This window comes from Moorena bouillonii PNG, assembly GCF_001942495.1.
Classification (GTDB): Bacteria; Cyanobacteriota; Cyanobacteriia; order Cyanobacteriales; family Coleofasciculaceae; genus Moorena; species Moorena bouillonii.
The window spans coordinates 8,201,409-8,218,974 of record NZ_MKZS01000001.1; the positions used below are offsets into that span (position 1 = coordinate 8,201,409).

Here is a 17,566-nt window from a genome sequence, read left to right on the forward strand (position 1 = left end):
CCCGATTCCCGATTCCCGATTCCCGATTCCCGATTCCCAATTCCCGATTCCCGATTCCCGATTCCCGATTCCCTGTTCCCTGTTCCCTACCCTACAACTTGCCAGTTTCTACCAGAATCGGATTGACTGTAAACCAAGACCCTTGAGTGTCATAGTATTCATACACAAATAGACTACGCACCAGTACTCGATAATGGTCATCACCACTTACTTCTTGGTTCTGATGCACCTGACGCAATAATTCCCACTGCTCTTCATCAATCGCTAATCGGATTTTATTGCAGCGACTACCAATAACCTGGTCTAACCCTGCTCGGGATAGGGGTAACTTGCCCTCCACCATAATCCCATCCCGAATTATTGCCAGTAACTCCCGCACATGACCACCACTGATAGCACAGAGTCTGTCTAGGGTTTCCGGTGCATCAAACACTTCCGGAATCTTCTGCAACCGTTGCGCTGGTGCTAGCTTAGGGAAAGCTCTAGCCATTACCATCGCTCTGAGCTGCGCCATTCCTTCCTCACACTCCTGACCATTCCGTTGCGTCACTGGCACCATGGGCAAAACCTTCGGCTGAACCCCCCCAAAACGATTGGTAAGCCGAACAATATCATTACAAAATCGTAGCCCTAGGGGCATGGTATAAATCACATGACAGTTGAGTTGGCGCAACTGTTCTCCCCGGTCTACAAATAAATATTCCGGTTGTGGTGTGCCCCAAGGCTTGGGCACAATTTCCACCCGGTCAAGGTTATCTACGATTACCACTAGTCCCCGTTTTCCCTGGTGTTGGAGTTGAGCGATCGCAGGCTCAATCAACTCGGTATTAATCACATCAATAATGGTTTTGGTACGAGGTTCAATATAATCCCGCAACCGATTACGCAAGGTTGGGCTATTTTTGGCTCTTGTGGTAATCTCGGCAATCCCTGCCGATAGCGAATACTGTCCCTGTTTTTGCTTGAGCCCAAATTGACCAACCTTGGGAATCTTAACCTCAACCCCAGTTACATCGGAACCCAACAATGTGGTAATTTCCTGTAGGAAAGCTTTAAAGCCTTTTAGTGGTAAGTTAACCTGGCTAGCTTCCAAACTTTCACTGACCTGGCGAGCAATAACTAATAAAATATCCCCCACATCCACATCGTTCATCTCCAAGTCCTGATCCGACTCGAAGTAAACCACATGAAAGTCTTCTGCTAGCAACTCAGCCTTGAGTCGAGATAATTCCGTAGAGATACTCTTAAACCGTCATTAATTGGGATAAATCCGTATAAAACGGTCAAGGTTCAATTTATTGTCGCCTGAGTGAGGGGTGGTCATACAGTAATTGGAGTTAAACCTGCCACCCGTCTGTCTAGGCGTTCCTCACATCTCGATGAGGAGTTGCTTGAAAGCCTGAGTTTTGCTATGTTTTGAGTCAAGCCAACCAAGCTCAACTGCATCAAGCAGACTCAGTCCCATTCCTTCCAGACAACGCGCGGTACGGCGCAATAACACCGCCTGAACCTCGGTCTTATTCATATACCGAGTTATTTCGAAGTCGGTACCGCGAGCAAGGATGTTTTTGGCAGCATTATGGTCAGCCTGCAACACGACCCCATCAAATCCGGTAAAATTGTCCCCAGTCCTTTTCCCCAATAGGGTGCCATTCCTGGAGTCAATTTGCGACGTGTAACTAGGCTGAACTTCTGTAACAACCGAGCCAGTCCAATTAGCCCATTTTCGCAAAGAATCCCGCATCACTCCTTTGATCCAACTATTAAGCTTACGGGATACTGCTTTAGACTGGCGCTTGTTTCGGATCGGTTGTGTTAAATCCTCAGCAAAGACTTTTAAAGACTCCCCGTTAAAGAGGGATTTAGAAGCTGCTCCTATTATGGCCGTTAGCTCTGATTGATTTTTTCTGTAACGGCGATTTTCTGTTTTTCTGGTCAGGTTATTTTCGAGTATTCGAGCCGACTTAGCTGGGTCTAATTTTTCTAGCTTTCTGTGAAGCGCCCAAAGTTTCCCTCTATTGCGGTTTTTGGCACATATACGATCAGACTTCTTGGTGGTTACTTTTCCTAGTCCTTTCCCGTGAGCCTGACCCTCTGAGTCATAGAAAGCCTCCGTGTACCCCTTATCTACTCCGACACTCCGACGTTCAGATGGAATTCCTACGGTTCCATGGTCTACCAGAAAGTGAATTTCAAATCTTTGCAAAAGTTGGTTATGGATTAATCTAATTTGTCCTTTTATTTTTCGATTAGATCTGACAACTATCCTATTCCTCTTTCCCCTTCTTAATCCAGCTAGTTCTAACTGGTAAGTGTGACGAGAGATTCTTTTGCATTTATAACCCACTTGTTGATAGACTATCTGGTTTTTACTCCAAGAATGTCCTCTATGAAATTCCTTTCTGACAAGTCTGTGTAGGAGTGAGTTATCCAGGAATGCTAGAGTCCTAAGTTGTTTGCAAAGCTTCTTTCGTTTATTTTGGTTTTCCTTTCCTGGAAACTTTTTGTAGACCTTTTTTGCTACCGCATCTATACAAGCAGCCTGGCTCGCTGTAATGGTTTTGGCTACATCATTAATGGTCCAATCCATCAATTTAGCAGGCAGTCCTAAACTGTTGGGAGTCCTAAAACTTTTAATCTCTGGAATGGCCTTTTTCCAATCCAGCCCCCAATAGCTAATACTCCCTAGTTTGTTGTAAGACTCAGATCTGACAATGCCCAATTTTTTCATGGTAGATAGTAACTCGGTCTCAACCGACTCTGTCATCCCCACTACGGGGACGATCTGAGTTGATATTTTCTTTGTTACTCCTGTTTTTTTGGGCATCATCAACTAAGATGTCTTCTTTTCTTAGAATACTCTAGTGCTATAGAAAGGTCAATGTCGGATTTGTACTATAAAATACCGTTTTATCCCTATTTATTGGGGTTTGATTGCGAGACTTCCCACAACCAATATGTCCGGTAAATAATTGACAGGTGGGCTGATCTTCCGACAGAGTAATTGGAGCTTTCAGTTGCTGAATCAGTGCTCCCCCCCGGACAGCAGAAAAATCGATATAGAGCTTCTGGTCTTCCTTCTGGGTGAGATCAAGGGTTTTACTTGGGTTAGTCCCTTTGTAAAACTCGGTTAAATTTAGAGTCATAAGGTGTGGGGTGTGGGGTGTCAGATCATCAAGGGTTCAATACTGTTTATGTATCATAACTAATGCTGCGAGTTTTAATTACTTTTTGGGAATAATAGGCTATTTTTTTCTATAGTAATCCATTGCACTAAGGGTAGGCTAGCTTAGGCAAGTGCGATCGCATCAGCCTCAGAGCCTGGTGATTGAGTCTCTGACCATGATCAGCCAAAGTGATCCCACGAGCTTAATGACTTGGACTTGTCGGAAAATACCATTTAAACTTTCCCATAGACGCGCTATGGGAGGATACAATTCATGGCAAGCCTTAATCTCAAAGAAGAAGCACGTAAATTAATCGATAAATTACCAGAAGATTTTAGCTGGGCAGACCTAATACAGGAAATTCACCTCCGCCAAGATGTTAAAACTCAATCGGCTGACAGTAGAGAAGCTCGAAAGATACCTGTAGTAACAGCTATCTTCGATGGTGAGGTTTTACGCTTAGAGCGAACTGTTAATCTAGAACCTGGCAAGCGCTACGCGATTGCTATTGAGACAGAAGTGAAAACAGTTACTAGCCAAAATGCCTGGGATTTGTTAGAAGAATTTGCTGGAACAGTTGAAGCACCATCAGACTGGGCTATGGAACATGACCATTATTTGTATGGTACGCCTAAGTCTAATCTTGAGGATGAGCTATGATTGGGGAGCGGTTGTTCTTGGACACGGCTTTTATCCAAGCTTTGTTAAATAAACGCGACCAATACCATCAGAAAGCACTGGAATTACTGCCTAGACTAAAAAATGCTAAGGAGGTATGGGTTACTGAAGCTGTGCTAACAGAAGTTGGTAATGCTTTGAGTGCGGTTAATCGCGTGATAGCAGTTCAGTTTATTCAACAGTGTTACCAGACAGAAAATATGTATGTTGTTAGTGTAGATACATCACTTTTACAACGTGCCTTGCAACTATATTATGCTCGTTCCGATAAAACTTGGGGTCTAACTGACTGTATTTCCTTTGCTGTTATGAAAGAACAAGGTTTAACAGATGCTTTAACTACAGATAAGCACTTTGTCCAAGCTGGTTATCGAGCTTTGATGCTTGATAAATAAAAAACTATAGCACTAAGGGTAGCCTAATTTAAGCAAGTGCGATCGCATCAGCCTCTGAACCTGGTGATTGAGCCTCTGAATCTCGTGAACGAGTCTCTGAATCTCGTGAACGAGTCTCTGAACCTAATCAGCCACTTGTGTAAAGTAATCTATAGCCTTTCTCATCCTGATCAGGTATATTTAATTTTCTTACTCCTATTCCCTGTTACCTGCTGCCTACTCCCTACTCCCTGCTCCCTGCTCCCTGTTCCCTCTCCCCAGTCTTATGCACAATTTCATTCCTCCAGAACGCTTTTTCCCTTATCTGACCTGGACTGATATCGAACAGATGCCAGACAAAGAAAATGTTGTGATTATTCAGCCGGTCGCTTCCATTGAGCAGCATGGCCCCCATTTACCGCTGATTGTAGATGCGGCGATTGGGGTGGGAGTCTTGGGCAAAGCCTTAGGCTGCTTAGACCGAGAAATCCCGGCTTATGCTTTGCCTCCCCTTTATTACGGTAAATCCAATGAGCATTGGCATTTTCCTGGCACTATTACCCTTAGTGCTCAAACCTTGCTAGCGGTGCTGATGGAAATGGCTGATAGTATCTATCGGTGTGGGTTTCGGAAGTTAGTACTGATGAATTCCCATGGCGGACAACCCCAAGTGATGGAAATTGCAGCACGGGATATTCACCAGAAGCACGAAGATTTTATGGTATTCCCCTTGTTTACCTGGGGCGTGCCTAACATGGCCAAGGAATTAGCCACCCAGAAAGAATTAGAATTAGGGATTCATGGGGGGGATTTAGAAACTAGTCTCATGCTCTGTCTACTCCCCGGTCAAGTGAAAATGGATCGGGCAGTAAAGGAATATCCCCAGGGATTGCCCGAGGATAGTCTATTGAGTATGGAAGGGAAATTGCCCTTTGCTTGGCTGACCAAGGGGTTGACTCAGAGTGGAGTACTCGGGGATGCTACAGCAGCAACTGAGGAAAAAGGCGATCGCTTATTAGCCTCTCTTTGTGATGGTTGGGTAAACGTGATTCGCGATATCTATCGGTTTCAGCAGCCTGATGTGACGAAGAGGTGATGGCTGGCGGGAATCGGGAATCGGGAATCGGGAATCGGGAGGGTTGGGAGGGTGGGAAGTGTGGGGAGAAAGGGAGGTGTGGCAAGAGGCAAGAGGCAAGAGGCAATGGTGCGCCCTTGTCCCATAGTGCTGCATCGCTTTTATGATACTGTTTTCGTCAATTTTTCTGCCCTGAGCGGGAGTTTACTGTTCCGAAGTTCTCCACAACTCCAGGCTGATCAATGCGGATGGCGAGACTCGAACTCGCATGGCTTTCGCCACACGCCCCTCAAGCGTGCGTGTCTACCATTCCACCACATCCGCTAATAACTCATTTAGTAGGATACCATACAACAGGACGAAGCTGCAAAGCCTAGATCAGAAAATTGCTGTCAAAATTGAAGGGAGTAGGGAGTAGGGAGTAGGGAGTAGGGAGTAGGGAGTAGGGAGTAGGGTAAAAGTTTGTTTAGTCTGGGTCTCGGACGTGGGTAGGGGGGGAATGGGGAAAAATCCTGTCTACCTCACTCGTGATGACAATTGCTATAGTTTATAAACTATGTTGCTCCCCACACTTCCCACCCTCCCCACACTCCCCAAACTCCCTGTCTTTCCCCATCAATCCTAGTTTTAAATCTCAACTAAAAACTCTATATAGCCAAGCTACTCTATGAAATTTTCAAAGATCTTAATTGCCAATCGTGGGGAAATTGCCTTACGGATTATCCGAACCTGTGAGGAGATGGGGATTCCCACCGTTGCAGTTCACTCCACCATTGACCAACATGCTCTTAATGTCCAACTGGCAGATGAAGCGGTTTGTATCGGGGATCCCCCCAGCAGCAAAAGTTATTTAAATATACCTAATATTATTGCTGCAGCCCTCACTCGCAACGCCACTGCCATTCATCCAGGCTATGGTTTCTTATCAGAAAATGCCCGTTTTGCTGAAATTTGTGCTGATCATCAGATTTCTTTCATCGGTCCTACTCCAGAAGCGATCCGGGCCATGGGAGATAAATCTACAGCCAAAGAAACCATGCAACGAGCGGGTGTGCCCACAGTGCCCGGAAGTGATGGATTAGTCAGCTCTGAGGAAGAAGCTCATGCGATCGCACGTCAAATTGGCTATCCTGTCATGATTAAAGCCACGGCTGGTGGTGGAGGAAGGGGTATGCGCCTGGTACAGGATGACAGCCAATTGATTAAACTCTTCCAAGCCGCTCAAGGGGAAGCCCAAGCAGCCTTTGGTAATGGCGGGGTATATATTGAAAAATTTATTCAACGCCCTCGCCATATCGAGATTCAAATTTTAGCTGATAGTCACGGCAACGCAATCCACTTGGGTGAGCGAGACTGCTCTATCCAACGCCGTCACCAAAAGCTACTGGAAGAAGCCCCTAGCCCAGTGCTTGACCCAGAATTGCGGGCAAAGATGGGTAATGCTGCGGTAATGGCCGCTAAGTCCATCAATTACGTCGGAGTTGGTACAGTAGAGTTTCTCTTAGATGCCTCTGGTGAGTTCTACTTTATGGAAATGAACACCCGAATTCAGGTAGAACACCCAGTCACCGAGATGATCACCGGTCTAGACTTGATCGCCGAACAAATTAAAATTGCTCAAGGGGAGAAACTAAGCCTTACCCAAGACCAAATTACTCTCAAAGGTCACGCCATCGAATGTCGGATTAATGCCGAAGACCCAGACCACGCTTTCCGTCCCCAACCAGGACGAATTAGTGCTTACCTACCACCAGGAGGACCAGGGGTGCGCATGGATTCCCATGTTTACCCCGATTACGAAATTCCCCCCTACTACGACTCTCTGATTGGGAAATTAATCGTTTGGGGTCCCACCCGTGATGCAGCCATTCAGCGCATGAAACGAGCCTTAAGGGAGTGTGCCATTACCGGAGTGACCACCACCCTGACTTTCCATCAAAAAATCCTAGAGACACCAGCCTTTCTTGAGGGTCAGGTCTATACCAATTTTGTCGAGAAAGAGATGATGACCTGAACGGCGGCTATGCTGAAGGCAGAGGGCAGAAGTAGGTAAGTATTCAGCTATCAGCATTCAGCCATCAGCTATCAGCTATCAGCTATCAGCATTCAGTTATCAGCCATTGGCCTATGGCCACTCTACTTGAGGTGCTTATGTGCTATGGGTTGGTAATTAGCGATAGCGCTACGCGCACGCTACGCGAACGCGTCTTGTTGTACTTCTAGCGTTTATACGCTCCGTCCCACCCTGACGTTTCACTTTCAGGCGTGGGGCTTGTTCTAGATCATCATCCTGAGGATTCCCTGCTGACCTAAAAGAATTTCCCGCAGCAGGCTGAAAATTCCTACCCAAATAATTGGGCTAATATCAACCCCACCAATGGGAGGCACAATTTTGCGCATTGGCACTAAAAAGGGTTCCGTTGGCCAAGCTACTAGATTAAATGGCAAACGATTTAGGTCTACCTGAGGATACCAGGTTAGAACAATGCGAAAGATAAACAAGAAGATCATTAGTCCGAGTAACGGACCAAGAGTCCAGATAGCAATCGTAGCAGCAGTCATGGGTTATTCAATCTAATCATCACAAATGTATTGCCGGTGCCACCGTCAGCGGTCAGCGGTCAGCCTTCAGTGGTCAGCCTTTAGCTGTTCCCGTAGCGCTAATCGCTGATAACTGATAGCTGATAGCTCAATGCTTACCTGCCGCCTTAGGTGGGTAGGTGGCTTACGGGTGTCGTTGTGATTGTAGTTAATTTAATGTAAAGTTTCTCAATAATAGTATCATGTTCTAGTAAGCATTCAGCTATCAGCCGTTAGCCGTCAGCTAATCAACGGGTAGTAAACCAGCTGGGAGGTGCCGGTTCCCCTGGTTGAAAATCCCTGCTGCTTTTACTGATCCGACCCCGTGCATTTATCGCTCCTGCTAGCACCTCAAGTAGCCTGCGCGTAGCGCTAATCGCTGATAGCTGATAGCTGAATGCTGAATGCTGAATGCTTAATCACAAACAAAGTTTACAAATTAACTAGGAGTTTTTATGACACCTTCATTAGCCAACTTTTTGTGGAGTTTACTTTGGGGTACTGCCATTGTGGTTATTCCTGCCACTGTGGCACTAATCGTCTTTAGCCAGAGCGATAAGATCAAAAGATCATAACAAAATCCCTACTATCTATGCCTTCAAGGAAGTAAGGCGGAACTTCGAGCTTCGGGAAATTGAGTGGGTTCACAACCCGCTCAATTTTTGTATTCAAAATCTCTCCTGATCCAGGAGTAAAATTGTTGTTCTCCAGTTACAGTAGAGTGTAAGACCAATAACTCGCTACCATATAACTGACCATAGGAGAGTAGTAATGGTAAATGTTGGGTTTAATCCAGCTAGCCTTTTGGGCATATTATTGATGCTTGCCGGAGCAGGACTCTATTTCCTGCGCTCGGTTCGTCCAGAACTAGCCAGAGACCATGATATCTTTTTCACTGTGGTCGGGTTAGTTTGTGGCTTTATTTTGGTGTATCAGGGATGGCGACTCGACCCGATTTTGCTGTTGAGTCAGCTGTTGTTGAGCGGTACAGCAATATTTTTTGCCGTGGAAAGTCTGCGGTTACGGGGCGTTGCCACTAAAAAAGCCCGGGAAGATGCTGGGTTTGAAGACCGTCAGCGACCAGTTAGCCGTAACTATTACCGCGAAGAACCACAAGAGGCTAATGTTTATGATGAATACGATGAACTAGAGCCCGTAGAGGAGCGATACTCCAACCCTCGTTTGCGGCCCACACCAGATTCCAGGGAAAGGCGCACAGAGCGTTATGAAGTAGAAACCCGCCGTTCAAGGAGTCGAGGGAGTTTAGAGGAATCGAGGCTAGAAGAGCGATCGCGTAAACGCCGCCCTCGTTCTAATGGTCAGTTTTCAGAACGACCTAGAGAGACCTGGCAGGCTAAGTTAGATAGTGATTGGGAAGACAGACCATCTCGTAGTAGACGTTCTCGTCCTTCGGAACAATCTGTGGAACGACCTGTAGAACGATCCGTAGACACTTGGGAGGCTAAGTTAGATCGGGATCTAGACAGAGATCTAGACAGAGATCTAGACAGGGATAGAGAAGACAGACCCGTTCGCCCTAGCCGTTCTCGTCGTGAATCTATAGAAAACTATGACTCAGAAAACTATGATTCACAGATAGCCTCAAGGGAAAGAAAGCGTCGTACCACCCCAAGGGAGGAAACATCCTCTAACTACTCAGACCAAAGCGATTATGTGGATTACAAACCCATCGACCTGTCTGAAGAAGAAGATGAGCCGTTAGGACCCTTTGAGTACTAATAAAACTAGCGTTCAGCAATCAGCAATCAGGTATTAGTTATCAGTTATCAGCTAAAGGCTAGGGCGTGTCTTCTTGCCTCGGAGATCCCCCTAAATCCCCCTTAAAAAAGGGGGACTTTGAGTATGGCTCCCCCTTCCGCGCGGGGGGCTGGGGGGGATCTAAATCTTGCGGAAAACTTTGAAAACACGCCCTAGAGGGATAGCGGATGTCACCAACAATAATCTCTACTCGGTTATCAAACATTTGCTGAGCTTTTTCAGCACTGCGAGTCAGAACACTAACCTGAAAACCTTTATCTAGTAGCTTGGCCACCGTTAGCTGTCCCACCCCACCTGTAGCACCCGCCACCAGTACTCTATCTGTTGAAGTCATCACCCCTGCTCCTCAAGTTTTGGTCTTAACTGGAATTTGGAATAAGTATATAGTAGTTGTGAGTTTTAGGGAGCAGGGAGCAGGGAGCAGGGAGTAGGGGAGTGTGGGATGTGATCGCATTAAACAATTTCACCAATCCCAGGATTATTATTGCTAATTGAAATTGTAAGCATTCAGCTGATAACTCTTCGCTGAATACTTACTTCTATTCTTAGGATTTTACAGAATCCACAATCTAATTAGTCGCCAATAACCGTAAAAGTGAAGGCACTATCGACAGGACGCTCTGGAGTAGAAGTTACTACGAAAAATTGATCGGGACTGACATCAATAATTGCAGCAGACATATTAAAAGTCCGCCAAGGCGGACCATATACAGAAACAGTAGGTGCTGGCTTACTTAGGAAGTCTTCTTGAAACTCTATAATATAAAAACCGTCCTGGATTTTGTTGGTTGTGAAGCCCTTGCCATACATTACAGAACCATCTGAATCAACAGCTCCATAAACCTCACGAGCTTGAGCTACAGCAGGGTTAGCAACGAACACAGACAAGCACCAAACAATTAAAAGGAATAGGGAAGCAACTTTCTTCCCGATAGACTGAAAATTCACTATCATATCTCCATTTGATGATCATGTTCAACCTAAAACTTTTGTTGTCTCAGGTTGCGATAACAACCTACCACGAAAAAAGGATACATTCCCCAAACCCTTAACATTTTTTCAATATTTTTTTTAAATTAATCTGTGATAGGAAACCAATATCTCTTACTTGGTCAAGCAAAGAAGGGAAGTGTGGGAATATCGGAAGTGTGGGAAGCGAACCCATGAAATAATCTCACCAATCCCAGCATTATTATAGCTAATTGAAATCAAGCATTACTTTCAACAAACTAACCTTCAACAAACTAACCTTCAACAAACTAACCTTCAACAAACTAACCTCCAACCTTCAACCTTAAAAAAATAGCCGCAGAAATACTATCCACGGCTAGGAATGTTACCTTATGTCATTCAGTTTTTTCACCTATCCAGACGTGACCCTATGGGATTAGACCCGATGGTTTGGCCGGGGGGAAAACCCCCCAGGAATTTAACGTTTTACGGGATAATCAAGTACTTGACGCTAATTGTGATGAACTCTCCCGGAATACCCGTCGGCTGAAGAGGAGTCCAGTCGGAAATTTCCGTGTAACGAAGTACATACAGGGTATGCATCGTATTAAGTATGGCCTTGCGGGACCCCTTTAAAATATGCTGAACAGGGATTTTTTTTGGGGAAGACTCGTCAGGAGTATTGTCTGAATTAGGCGGTAATTGTGAAGGCATAAGGTTAACCTCTTGCTTAATGTTTGCCATTATAATAGTAATGATTATATATTAATTTGTCAAGGGTTTTGAAAATTTATTTTTGGGATGGTAAATTTAAATAAAGCGCTCGCATCCCATCAGCAATCTGTTTTTTTATGAGTAGTAAATTTTGGTAATTGGGAGTCGGGATAATAAATTTACTGGATATAATAATTATTTTTACTATGAGGTACAAAAAGAACCCACTAAATTCCTAGTGAAAAGGGGTACTTTGAGAAAGAGATTCCCCTAAATCTCCCTTAATAAGGGGTACTTTGAGAAAGAGATCCCCCTAAATCCCCCTTAATAAGGGGGACTTTGAGGTTGATAAGTTTACCTCATGCATGCAATAAAATCTATGTCATAAGTATGATCAACCTTAGGAAGCGATCGCGTATCCTTTCTGTCAGAGCCTCACTTTTTATTATGAGTAGCATAGGGGATAGTAAATCGTGAAACTCTTCAAGTAAAGTTGTATTTTTATTTGTGCTATGCTAAATTAACAGTAGGCTAAATTATCTATTAATAAATTGGGTGCATGTCAATTTTGTTAATCCCTGATTCAGATCCCCCTAAATCCCCCTTAATAAGGGGGACTTTTCAATCTAGTTCCCCCCTTTTTTAAGGGGGGTTAGGGGGGATCTATGTACCTAATTACAAAGTTGACATGCTCCCTAATAAATTCTATATAATAGCGTTTCCATATAGTAATGAAGTAAACAGTATTTTCCCCGATTACCTACACCCTACACCCTACTCCCTACTCCCTACTCCCTACTCCCTTTGCTATCTATGATTAACTCTGAATCCTTAAAAGCTATTGAAAACGCTAGAACAAATGACAATATTGGTAAACCCCTTTATGACTCCTATTGTTTCTCCCAGATTCCGCAGATGATCTATCATCTGCTCACTGGTCAAGGAAACATGGGATTACCTAGGAGTGTATTAGGAGAATTACCGGATCGCTATGATAAGGTGATTCTGATTTTTGTTGATGCTTTCGGGTGGCGCTTTTTTCAGGACTATGTTGAACAATCGGAATTTTTGAAGCGGTTTGTAGTAGAAGGTGTCGCTTCTAAATTGACTACCCAGTTTCCCTCCACAACTGCTGCTCATGTTACTACTATTCACTCAGGGCTTCCGGTTGGTGAGAGTGGTGTCTTCCATTGGTTTTACTATGAGCCGCTGTTGGATGATATTATTGCTCCCTTGATGTTTTCGTTTGCGGGTGATAAGCAACGGGGAACCTTGGAAACCACTGGCATTTCTGAGCAAAGCCTTTTCCCTACCCAAACTCTCTATCAAAAATTGCAACAGTATGGTGTGCAATCCTATTGTTTTCAACACTACAATTATGCTTACTCTCCTTTTTCACGAGTGGTGTGTGATGGGGCAACGACTGTTCCCTACAAAACTATTCCTGAAGCATTAGTTAACCTGACTGAAGCAGCGATCGCTGAATCCCAGAAGAGCTACTTTTTCCTGTATCTCGATACTATTGATGGCATGGCTCATAAATACGGTCCTGGCTCGCTACAGTTCCAGGCTGAAGTTAGCACACTTTTGCTAACCATGGAGCGACTTTTATATCAGAAGGTAGCTGGTAAGCTGAAGAATACATTATTACTAATTACTGCTGATCATGGACAAATAGAGATTTCACCAGAGACTACTATTTATTTGAATCAGCTTACTCCTTCTATTGAGCAGTTTATTAAACGGAATGCCCAAGGTAAACTCTTAGTGCCAGCGGGGTCATGTCGGGATATGGTGTTGTACATTCAGGAAGACCATTTGGATAAAGTCTATGATTTGCTGACGGAGCAGTTGGCAGATCGAGCAACAGTATACCGCACCACCACATTAACTGAAGAAGGCTATTTCGGTACAGGTGAACTCTCGCCACTATTGCTGAATCGGTTAGGCAATTTAGTTATTTTACCGAATAAGTATGAAACGGTTTGGTGGTATGAAGAAGACCGCTTTGAACAACACAAGTTGGGCGCTCATGGGGGATTGTCAAAGGAAGAGATGGAAACGATTTTGTTAGCTATTGATTGTTAAAAGTTGGTTGAAGGTTGAAGAGGGTTGAAGGTTGAAGGTTGGTTGGTTGGTTGAAGATTGAAGGTTGTTCGCGTAGCGTGGCCGAAAGGCCAAGGTTGAAGGTTTGTTTGAAGGTTGAAGGTTTGGTTTAAAGTTGAAGGGTTAAGGTTGGTTGTTTGGTTGAAGCTTGAAGGCTTAAGAGTTAAGGTTGTTTGCTTTAAGGTTGTTTGGTTTTCGGATATCTTGACTACTCTTCCCGATTCCCGATTCCCGATTCCCGATTCCCGATTCCCGATTCCCGATTCCCGATTCCCTAAAACCACTGCTATCATCTAGCTGAAACTTGGACTTATTTTTATTTATAAAAAGAATTTATAGCATTGCCTGCTTCAACAACTGTCTGGACTATTGCTCCAAACAGTTGTATTTTTTTACGCCAACAAAAAAAAGCAGGGACTTGCGTGAGATAAAAATAGGAATTACAGTAGTGTGGGAAAAGTAATTTAATCGTGACTACTCATTTTAACCAAACCGTTTTTGCCCATCCGATGAGCTAAAAACTGGTATTTTTTTTGGCTACCCCCTCATCCTTGCCATGGAGTCGTGCAATTGGTGATGACTACTTCTGAACTAGAAACTGCCGTGAAGTGCTATCGAGAAGCACTATTTAACTTCAAAGAGTCTAAATCTCCTCAAGAAAAGGAAGTGTTAGAGATTTTGAATGCCAGGGATGCTGTGCAGGCTGCTTGGAGTAAGTGTAATCAGGTGTCTACAACTGATCAACAGCAACTGGTTGAGTTGGACACTCTGCTGAAGAACAAAGCAGAACAGATTACCAAAGTCATCGAGTTAGCTAAGTACCGAAAAAGTTTTCAGCCTCCCGCCGCTGCGTGGTGGTGGCAATTGGAAACAGAGGCACCACTTCATCCCTGGGATCGGTGGGATTGGTTGTTGAAAGTGGTGACAGTGAGCAGTTGGACAGTGAATCTGAGCTTGTTGGTGGATATTGTGCCCCGATTTCTGAGTGCTGGAACCGGATTTCCTGGAGTAGTAATGGTGGCGTTTCCGAGTATCTTAACCCTATTGCAAGCCAGAAGCGAACTGACCCAGGCCGGAAAAGAAGGGTTTGAAAAATTACTCAACAGCCTGCCTATTCCCAAGCATTACCATGAAGAAGCCAAGTTAGCTTTCACATTATTCGTGTCTGCGATTATAGTCCTATTATCCTCGAACAAGCCAGCTTTTTCCGATTGGTACAATCGCCAGGGAGTCAAGAAATATCATCAGGGGCAATTGGCTGGTGCTGAAGCTGACTATCTTCAGGCTTTGGCTCTCGATCCAGACAATGCCAAGGCTCACTATAATCTAGGGTCCCTCTACGAAGACCTGCAAGAGTTTGATAAAGCCAAGAGTCAATATCAATTTGCTGTTAAGGGGAATCTGATTAGAGCACAGAACAATTTGGCTCGTTTGTGGATATTGGAGAATAAACCAGAATTGGCTACATCTCTGCTGTGGAAGAATTTACAGGAGATGGAAAATCAGCCCTTGAGGATCAGATACAACTTGATGAAAAATTTCGGTTGGGCATTGTTACAACAACAGCAACTAAAGCAAGGGGAGAACTTTCTAACCGGAGCGATCGCTTTAGCCACTACACCAGAGGGATTAGAGCAAATCACAACTCGCGCTTCAGCCCACTGTTTGTTGGCTCAGGTCTATGAACAGCAAACGCGGAATGGCGAAGCCCTTGAACAATGGCAAAAGTGTTGCCAACTAGGTTCAATTGTTAATCCCGATGAACCGAAATGGTTGAATTTAGCTCACAAAGCGTTAAAGGAGGCAGGGAAGTCATCATGCAATGGAAAAAATGGAAACTCTTGATTTACTTGGTTTTGGGGTTGACCTTGGTAGTCTGCTTAGCCAGATTAGCTGATCACGGCAGACCAGGTCATCCCATCGGAGGTGGTTTCAATCTAGTTGTGGCTCTTCGTCCTCAAGGTCAGGTGAAACTGAAGCGTTCCACTTGGCCCGATTATCAGCCAGCCTTTATTGGTGTCTCACTCGCTGCTACCGATCAACTGTTACTGGGCAGCAATACCTTTGCTAAAGTACTTTGCCAGAACTTAACGGAGTGGGAACCGGAGGGTGGCAGAGACTATATTGTCTCTGAAGGCTGTGCTCCTACCTCAAAGCCAAAGCTATTAAAATATGACCAGGATAAAGTGATTGAGAGATCAAGCAATAATCCAGACATTCCCTATATTCTAAGACCTCGGGATAGTTCTGTGCTCAATCAGCAACCGCTATTGCGCTGGCATGAGGTTGAGGGTGCCAGCACTTACCAGGTGAGGGTGATTGGTCCAGGGGTGGAGTGGGAGCAGCAAACTAGTGCAACGGAGATAGTTTACTCAGGAAACCAGTCCCTACAACCAGGTGCTCGTTATTGGTTAATTGTCAAGACTGACCAAGGCCAAAGTTATAAACAGGAAGGGAGTTCCGGGTTTACCATCCTCGATCAGGAAAAAGCCCAGGAGGTATCAGCAGCAGCAGAGGAAATTAAGCAAAAGCAGTGGAGTAAGCCAGCAGAAGCACTAGCCTTGGCTCATTTGTACCGCAGTTATGGCTTAAACACTGAAGCCATTGACCTGCTGGAAACGGCTTTGGGTGATGGATCTGAGTCGATCCGGATTTATCAACTTCTGGGGGACATTTACCAACAAGTGGGATTAAATCGCCTAGCTAGGGAGCGTTACCTGCAAGCCCTAGAACTGGCCAAGGCAGCAGGAGATTTAGACACTCAAGCTCAAGTGCTTGGGGGGCTGGCAGTCACCAGTGGGATTATCGGCCAGAAGGATGAAGCGATCGCGTGGCTAGAGCAAGGGAAAGAGGTTTATCAAACCTTGGGAGATCAGGTCAGGGCAGGTCAACTGGAACAAAAAATACGTGATATTTTAGGAAGCTAATCGTTGATCAAGCCAAAAATCTTAATAGACCTCTGGCAAAAGTATTTTTCTGATAGTATTTGCGTCAATTCTTGTCCACTGTTCCCTGTTCCCGTCTTGATGCAGTCGCTCATGGGGGAAACCCCCAAGACCGCGCTGCATCGCTGTTCCCTGTTCCCTATTCCCTGTTCCCTGTTCCCTAAAAAAACCTAAATATGTACTTAAAAAATAGCAAATTACTATATCAATATGAATCCGTCTCGGTTAGTCAAAATTAGTAAATATTTGAGTAAGCATCTTCGGCACCAGCCTCAGAGAATTGGAATCACACTCGCTCCTGGTGGCTGGGTTGGTGTTGAGGAACTACTGGCAGCTTGTAAAAAGCATTCCTTTCGGATCAGCCGTGCTGATTTAGATCAAGTAGTTGCCAAAAATGACAAGAAGCGCTTTTCCTTCGACTCCACAGGTACCCGAATTCGTGCCAATCAAGGTCATACGGTCAAAGTCGATTTACAACTAGAAGTTGTGGTTCCACCAGATGTGCTGTATCACGGCACAGGTCACCGGGCAGTTGAGTCAATTCTCCGGCAAGGTTTGTGTAAAATGTCGCGACATCATGTTCATCTATCGACAGATATGGCAACTGCCAGAAAAGTGGGAGCAAGACATGGTCGCCCTGTGGTTTTTGCCATTGATGCCGCAGCTATGCACAACGCCGGTCACAGCTTTTATTGTTCCGATAATGGCATTTGGTTAGTGGATTGGGTATCACCAGAGTATTTAGCAGTGTACATTTAAGTCAAAATGTCATCGACAAGGTGAGAAAAAGCATAAAAGCTGTAAAGGAGCAACAGTATAGCCATGACCTGCACCATACGGGAATTAGAGGAAGGCATGGTTGTACCCCTTACCCACATGGATACGGCTGCTCCCATGGCAAAACTAGAACTGAGTACTAGATAGGGCCAGTCATCGGTATAATATCCCCAGGTGGCTAGTAAAGCCATTGCCAATGAGGTCATCATTAATTCAACGAACTCTGGTGGATTGTACTGGGTTGAAAGCACTAATGTTCGCCACCAAAACTGCCAAAGTCTCATAAATTAAAGTAGCTAGTTAATGCTCTAGGCTAGCGTTGACTGAAGACTCTGATATTCTAATATAGTTATGCTTATAGTTATGGGGCGACCGATGAAGGTGCTCATGCAGAGTGAAAGGGGTAAGAGCCTTTCCAAG

Annotated in this window: 21 protein-coding genes, 1 tRNA gene and 1 pseudogene; 14 read left to right on the forward strand and 9 right to left on the reverse strand. The window is 44.7% G+C overall.

Annotation, left to right across the window (positions count from 1 at the left end; translation table 11 throughout):
- Positions 1-91: 91 nt before the first annotated feature.
- The 3 genes from BJP37_RS33530 to BJP37_RS33540 all read right to left on the reverse strand — a co-directional run bounded on the left by BJP37_RS33530 (position 92) and on the right by BJP37_RS33540 (position 3,146).
- Complete coding sequence (locus BJP37_RS33530) at positions 92-1,207, reverse strand: hypothetical protein (RefSeq protein WP_075905540.1); 1,116 nt, start codon at positions 1,205-1,207, stop codon at positions 92-94.
- Between the two features lie 162 nt (positions 1,208-1,369).
- A complete protein-coding gene (locus BJP37_RS33535) occupies positions 1,370-2,827 on the reverse strand; it encodes a zinc ribbon domain-containing protein (protein ID WP_075906719.1) in 1,458 nt (485 codons plus the stop codon).
- A 40-nt stretch (positions 2,828-2,867) separates the two neighbouring features.
- Positions 2,868-3,146: a hypothetical protein gene (locus BJP37_RS33540; protein ID WP_075905542.1), complete on the reverse strand. Its 279-nt coding sequence runs from the start codon at positions 3,144-3,146 to the stop codon at positions 2,868-2,870.
- A 294-nt stretch (positions 3,147-3,440) separates the two neighbouring features.
- Here BJP37_RS33540 and BJP37_RS43075 point away from each other — a divergent pair, with 294 nt between their 5' ends.
- From BJP37_RS43075 to BJP37_RS33555, 4 genes are read left to right on the forward strand one after another with little or no spacing between them, the layout of a single operon-like run.
- Complete coding sequence (locus BJP37_RS43075) at positions 3,441-3,827, forward strand: hypothetical protein (protein WP_229415541.1); 387 nt, start codon at positions 3,441-3,443, stop codon at positions 3,825-3,827.
- On the forward strand, positions 3,824-4,240 hold the full coding sequence (locus tag BJP37_RS33550; protein ID WP_075905544.1) for a type II toxin-antitoxin system VapC family toxin: 417 nt from the start codon (positions 3,824-3,826) through the stop codon (positions 4,238-4,240). Before BJP37_RS43075 ends, BJP37_RS33550 begins: the two co-directional genes overlap by 4 nt.
- Positions 4,241-4,276: 36 nt before the next feature.
- A complete protein-coding gene (locus tag BJP37_RS42070) occupies positions 4,277-4,558 on the forward strand; it encodes a hypothetical protein (RefSeq protein ID WP_143727928.1) in 282 nt (93 codons plus the stop codon).
- Complete coding sequence (locus BJP37_RS33555) at positions 4,506-5,315, forward strand: creatininase family protein (RefSeq protein WP_075905546.1); 810 nt, start codon at positions 4,506-4,508, stop codon at positions 5,313-5,315. The genes BJP37_RS42070 and BJP37_RS33555 overlap by 53 nt, the downstream gene beginning before the upstream one ends.
- Here the strand turns inward: BJP37_RS33555 and BJP37_RS40535 are convergent.
- Together BJP37_RS40535 and BJP37_RS33560 are read right to left on the reverse strand one after the other, a co-directional pair.
- Entirely contained in the window at positions 5,288-5,440 is a 153-nt protein-coding gene (locus BJP37_RS40535) for a hypothetical protein (RefSeq protein WP_158069879.1), read from the reverse strand. The genes BJP37_RS33555 and BJP37_RS40535 overlap by 28 nt on opposite strands.
- A 97-nt stretch (positions 5,441-5,537) precedes the next feature.
- Positions 5,538-5,618, reverse strand: a tRNA-Leu gene (locus tag BJP37_RS33560).
- A 343-nt stretch (positions 5,619-5,961) separates the two neighbouring features.
- On the opposite strand from BJP37_RS33560, the gene accC reads away from it, so the two are divergent.
- The gene (accC, locus tag BJP37_RS33565; RefSeq protein ID WP_070396206.1) at positions 5,962-7,308 is read left to right on the forward strand and encodes an acetyl-CoA carboxylase biotin carboxylase subunit; all 1,347 of its coding nucleotides are present in this window, start codon (positions 5,962-5,964) and stop codon (positions 7,306-7,308) included.
- A 263-nt stretch (positions 7,309-7,571) separates the two neighbouring features.
- Here the strand turns inward: accC and BJP37_RS33570 are convergent, their stop codons facing one another.
- On the reverse strand, positions 7,572-7,856 hold the full coding sequence (locus BJP37_RS33570; RefSeq protein ID WP_008186608.1) for a YggT family protein: 285 nt from the start codon (positions 7,854-7,856) through the stop codon (positions 7,572-7,574).
- Between the two features lie 473 nt (positions 7,857-8,329).
- Between BJP37_RS33570 and psbX the strand changes: the two genes are divergently transcribed.
- Together psbX and BJP37_RS33580 are read left to right on the forward strand one after the other, a co-directional pair.
- Positions 8,330-8,449 carry a photosystem II reaction center X protein gene (psbX, locus tag BJP37_RS33575; RefSeq protein ID WP_075905548.1) on the forward strand — a complete coding sequence of 40 codons (120 nt, stop codon included), beginning with the start codon at positions 8,330-8,332 and terminating at the stop codon, positions 8,447-8,449.
- Between the two features lie 196 nt (positions 8,450-8,645).
- Positions 8,646-9,614: a Ycf66 family protein gene (locus BJP37_RS33580; protein ID WP_075905550.1), complete on the forward strand. Its 969-nt coding sequence runs from the start codon at positions 8,646-8,648 to the stop codon at positions 9,612-9,614.
- Between the two features lie 202 nt (positions 9,615-9,816).
- On the opposite strand, the pseudogene BJP37_RS45290 reads toward BJP37_RS33580, so the two are convergent.
- A pseudogene (locus BJP37_RS45290) lies at positions 9,817-9,987 on the reverse strand (NAD(P)H-binding protein); the annotation flags it as partial.
- Between the two features lie 239 nt (positions 9,988-10,226).
- Positions 10,227-10,601, reverse strand: a complete 375-nt coding sequence (locus BJP37_RS33590; protein ID WP_143727929.1) for a hypothetical protein — start codon at positions 10,599-10,601, stop codon at positions 10,227-10,229.
- A gap of 259 nt (positions 10,602-10,860) precedes the next feature.
- On the opposite strand from BJP37_RS33590, the gene BJP37_RS44785 reads away from it, so the two are divergent.
- From BJP37_RS44785 to BJP37_RS33620, 7 genes are all read left to right on the forward strand, one after another.
- Positions 10,861-10,959 carry a pentapeptide repeat-containing protein gene (locus BJP37_RS44785; protein ID WP_369121429.1) on the forward strand — a complete coding sequence of 33 codons (99 nt, stop codon included), beginning with the start codon at positions 10,861-10,863 and terminating at the stop codon, positions 10,957-10,959.
- Positions 10,960-12,006: 1,047 nt separating this feature from the next.
- Entirely contained in the window at positions 12,007-12,135 is a 129-nt protein-coding gene (locus BJP37_RS44160; protein ID WP_269087106.1) for a hypothetical protein, read from the forward strand.
- Complete coding sequence (locus BJP37_RS33600) at positions 12,132-13,406, forward strand: alkaline phosphatase family protein (protein WP_081431424.1); 1,275 nt, start codon at positions 12,132-12,134, stop codon at positions 13,404-13,406. Before BJP37_RS44160 ends, BJP37_RS33600 begins: the two co-directional genes overlap by 4 nt.
- Before the next feature lie 147 nt (positions 13,407-13,553).
- Positions 13,554-13,721 carry a hypothetical protein gene (locus tag BJP37_RS40540; RefSeq protein WP_158069880.1) on the forward strand — a complete coding sequence of 56 codons (168 nt, stop codon included), beginning with the start codon at positions 13,554-13,556 and terminating at the stop codon, positions 13,719-13,721.
- A gap of 279 nt (positions 13,722-14,000) precedes the next feature.
- Positions 14,001-15,269: a tetratricopeptide repeat protein gene (locus BJP37_RS33610; protein WP_075905558.1), complete on the forward strand. Its 1,269-nt coding sequence runs from the start codon at positions 14,001-14,003 to the stop codon at positions 15,267-15,269.
- Positions 15,242-16,351 (forward strand): tetratricopeptide repeat protein, encoded by a 1,110-nt coding sequence (locus BJP37_RS33615; protein WP_075905560.1) that lies wholly within the window; start codon positions 15,242-15,244, stop codon positions 16,349-16,351. Before BJP37_RS33610 ends, BJP37_RS33615 begins: the two co-directional genes overlap by 28 nt.
- Positions 16,352-16,579: 228 nt before the next feature.
- Positions 16,580-17,128: an RNA 2'-phosphotransferase gene (locus BJP37_RS33620; RefSeq protein ID WP_075905562.1), complete on the forward strand. Its 549-nt coding sequence runs from the start codon at positions 16,580-16,582 to the stop codon at positions 17,126-17,128.
- On the opposite strand, the gene BJP37_RS33625 is transcribed toward BJP37_RS33620, so the two are convergent.
- Positions 17,125-17,430 carry a hypothetical protein gene (locus tag BJP37_RS33625; protein ID WP_075905564.1) on the reverse strand — a complete coding sequence of 102 codons (306 nt, stop codon included), beginning with the start codon at positions 17,428-17,430 and terminating at the stop codon, positions 17,125-17,127. The genes BJP37_RS33620 and BJP37_RS33625 overlap by 4 nt on opposite strands.
- Positions 17,431-17,566: the final 136 nt, after the last annotated feature.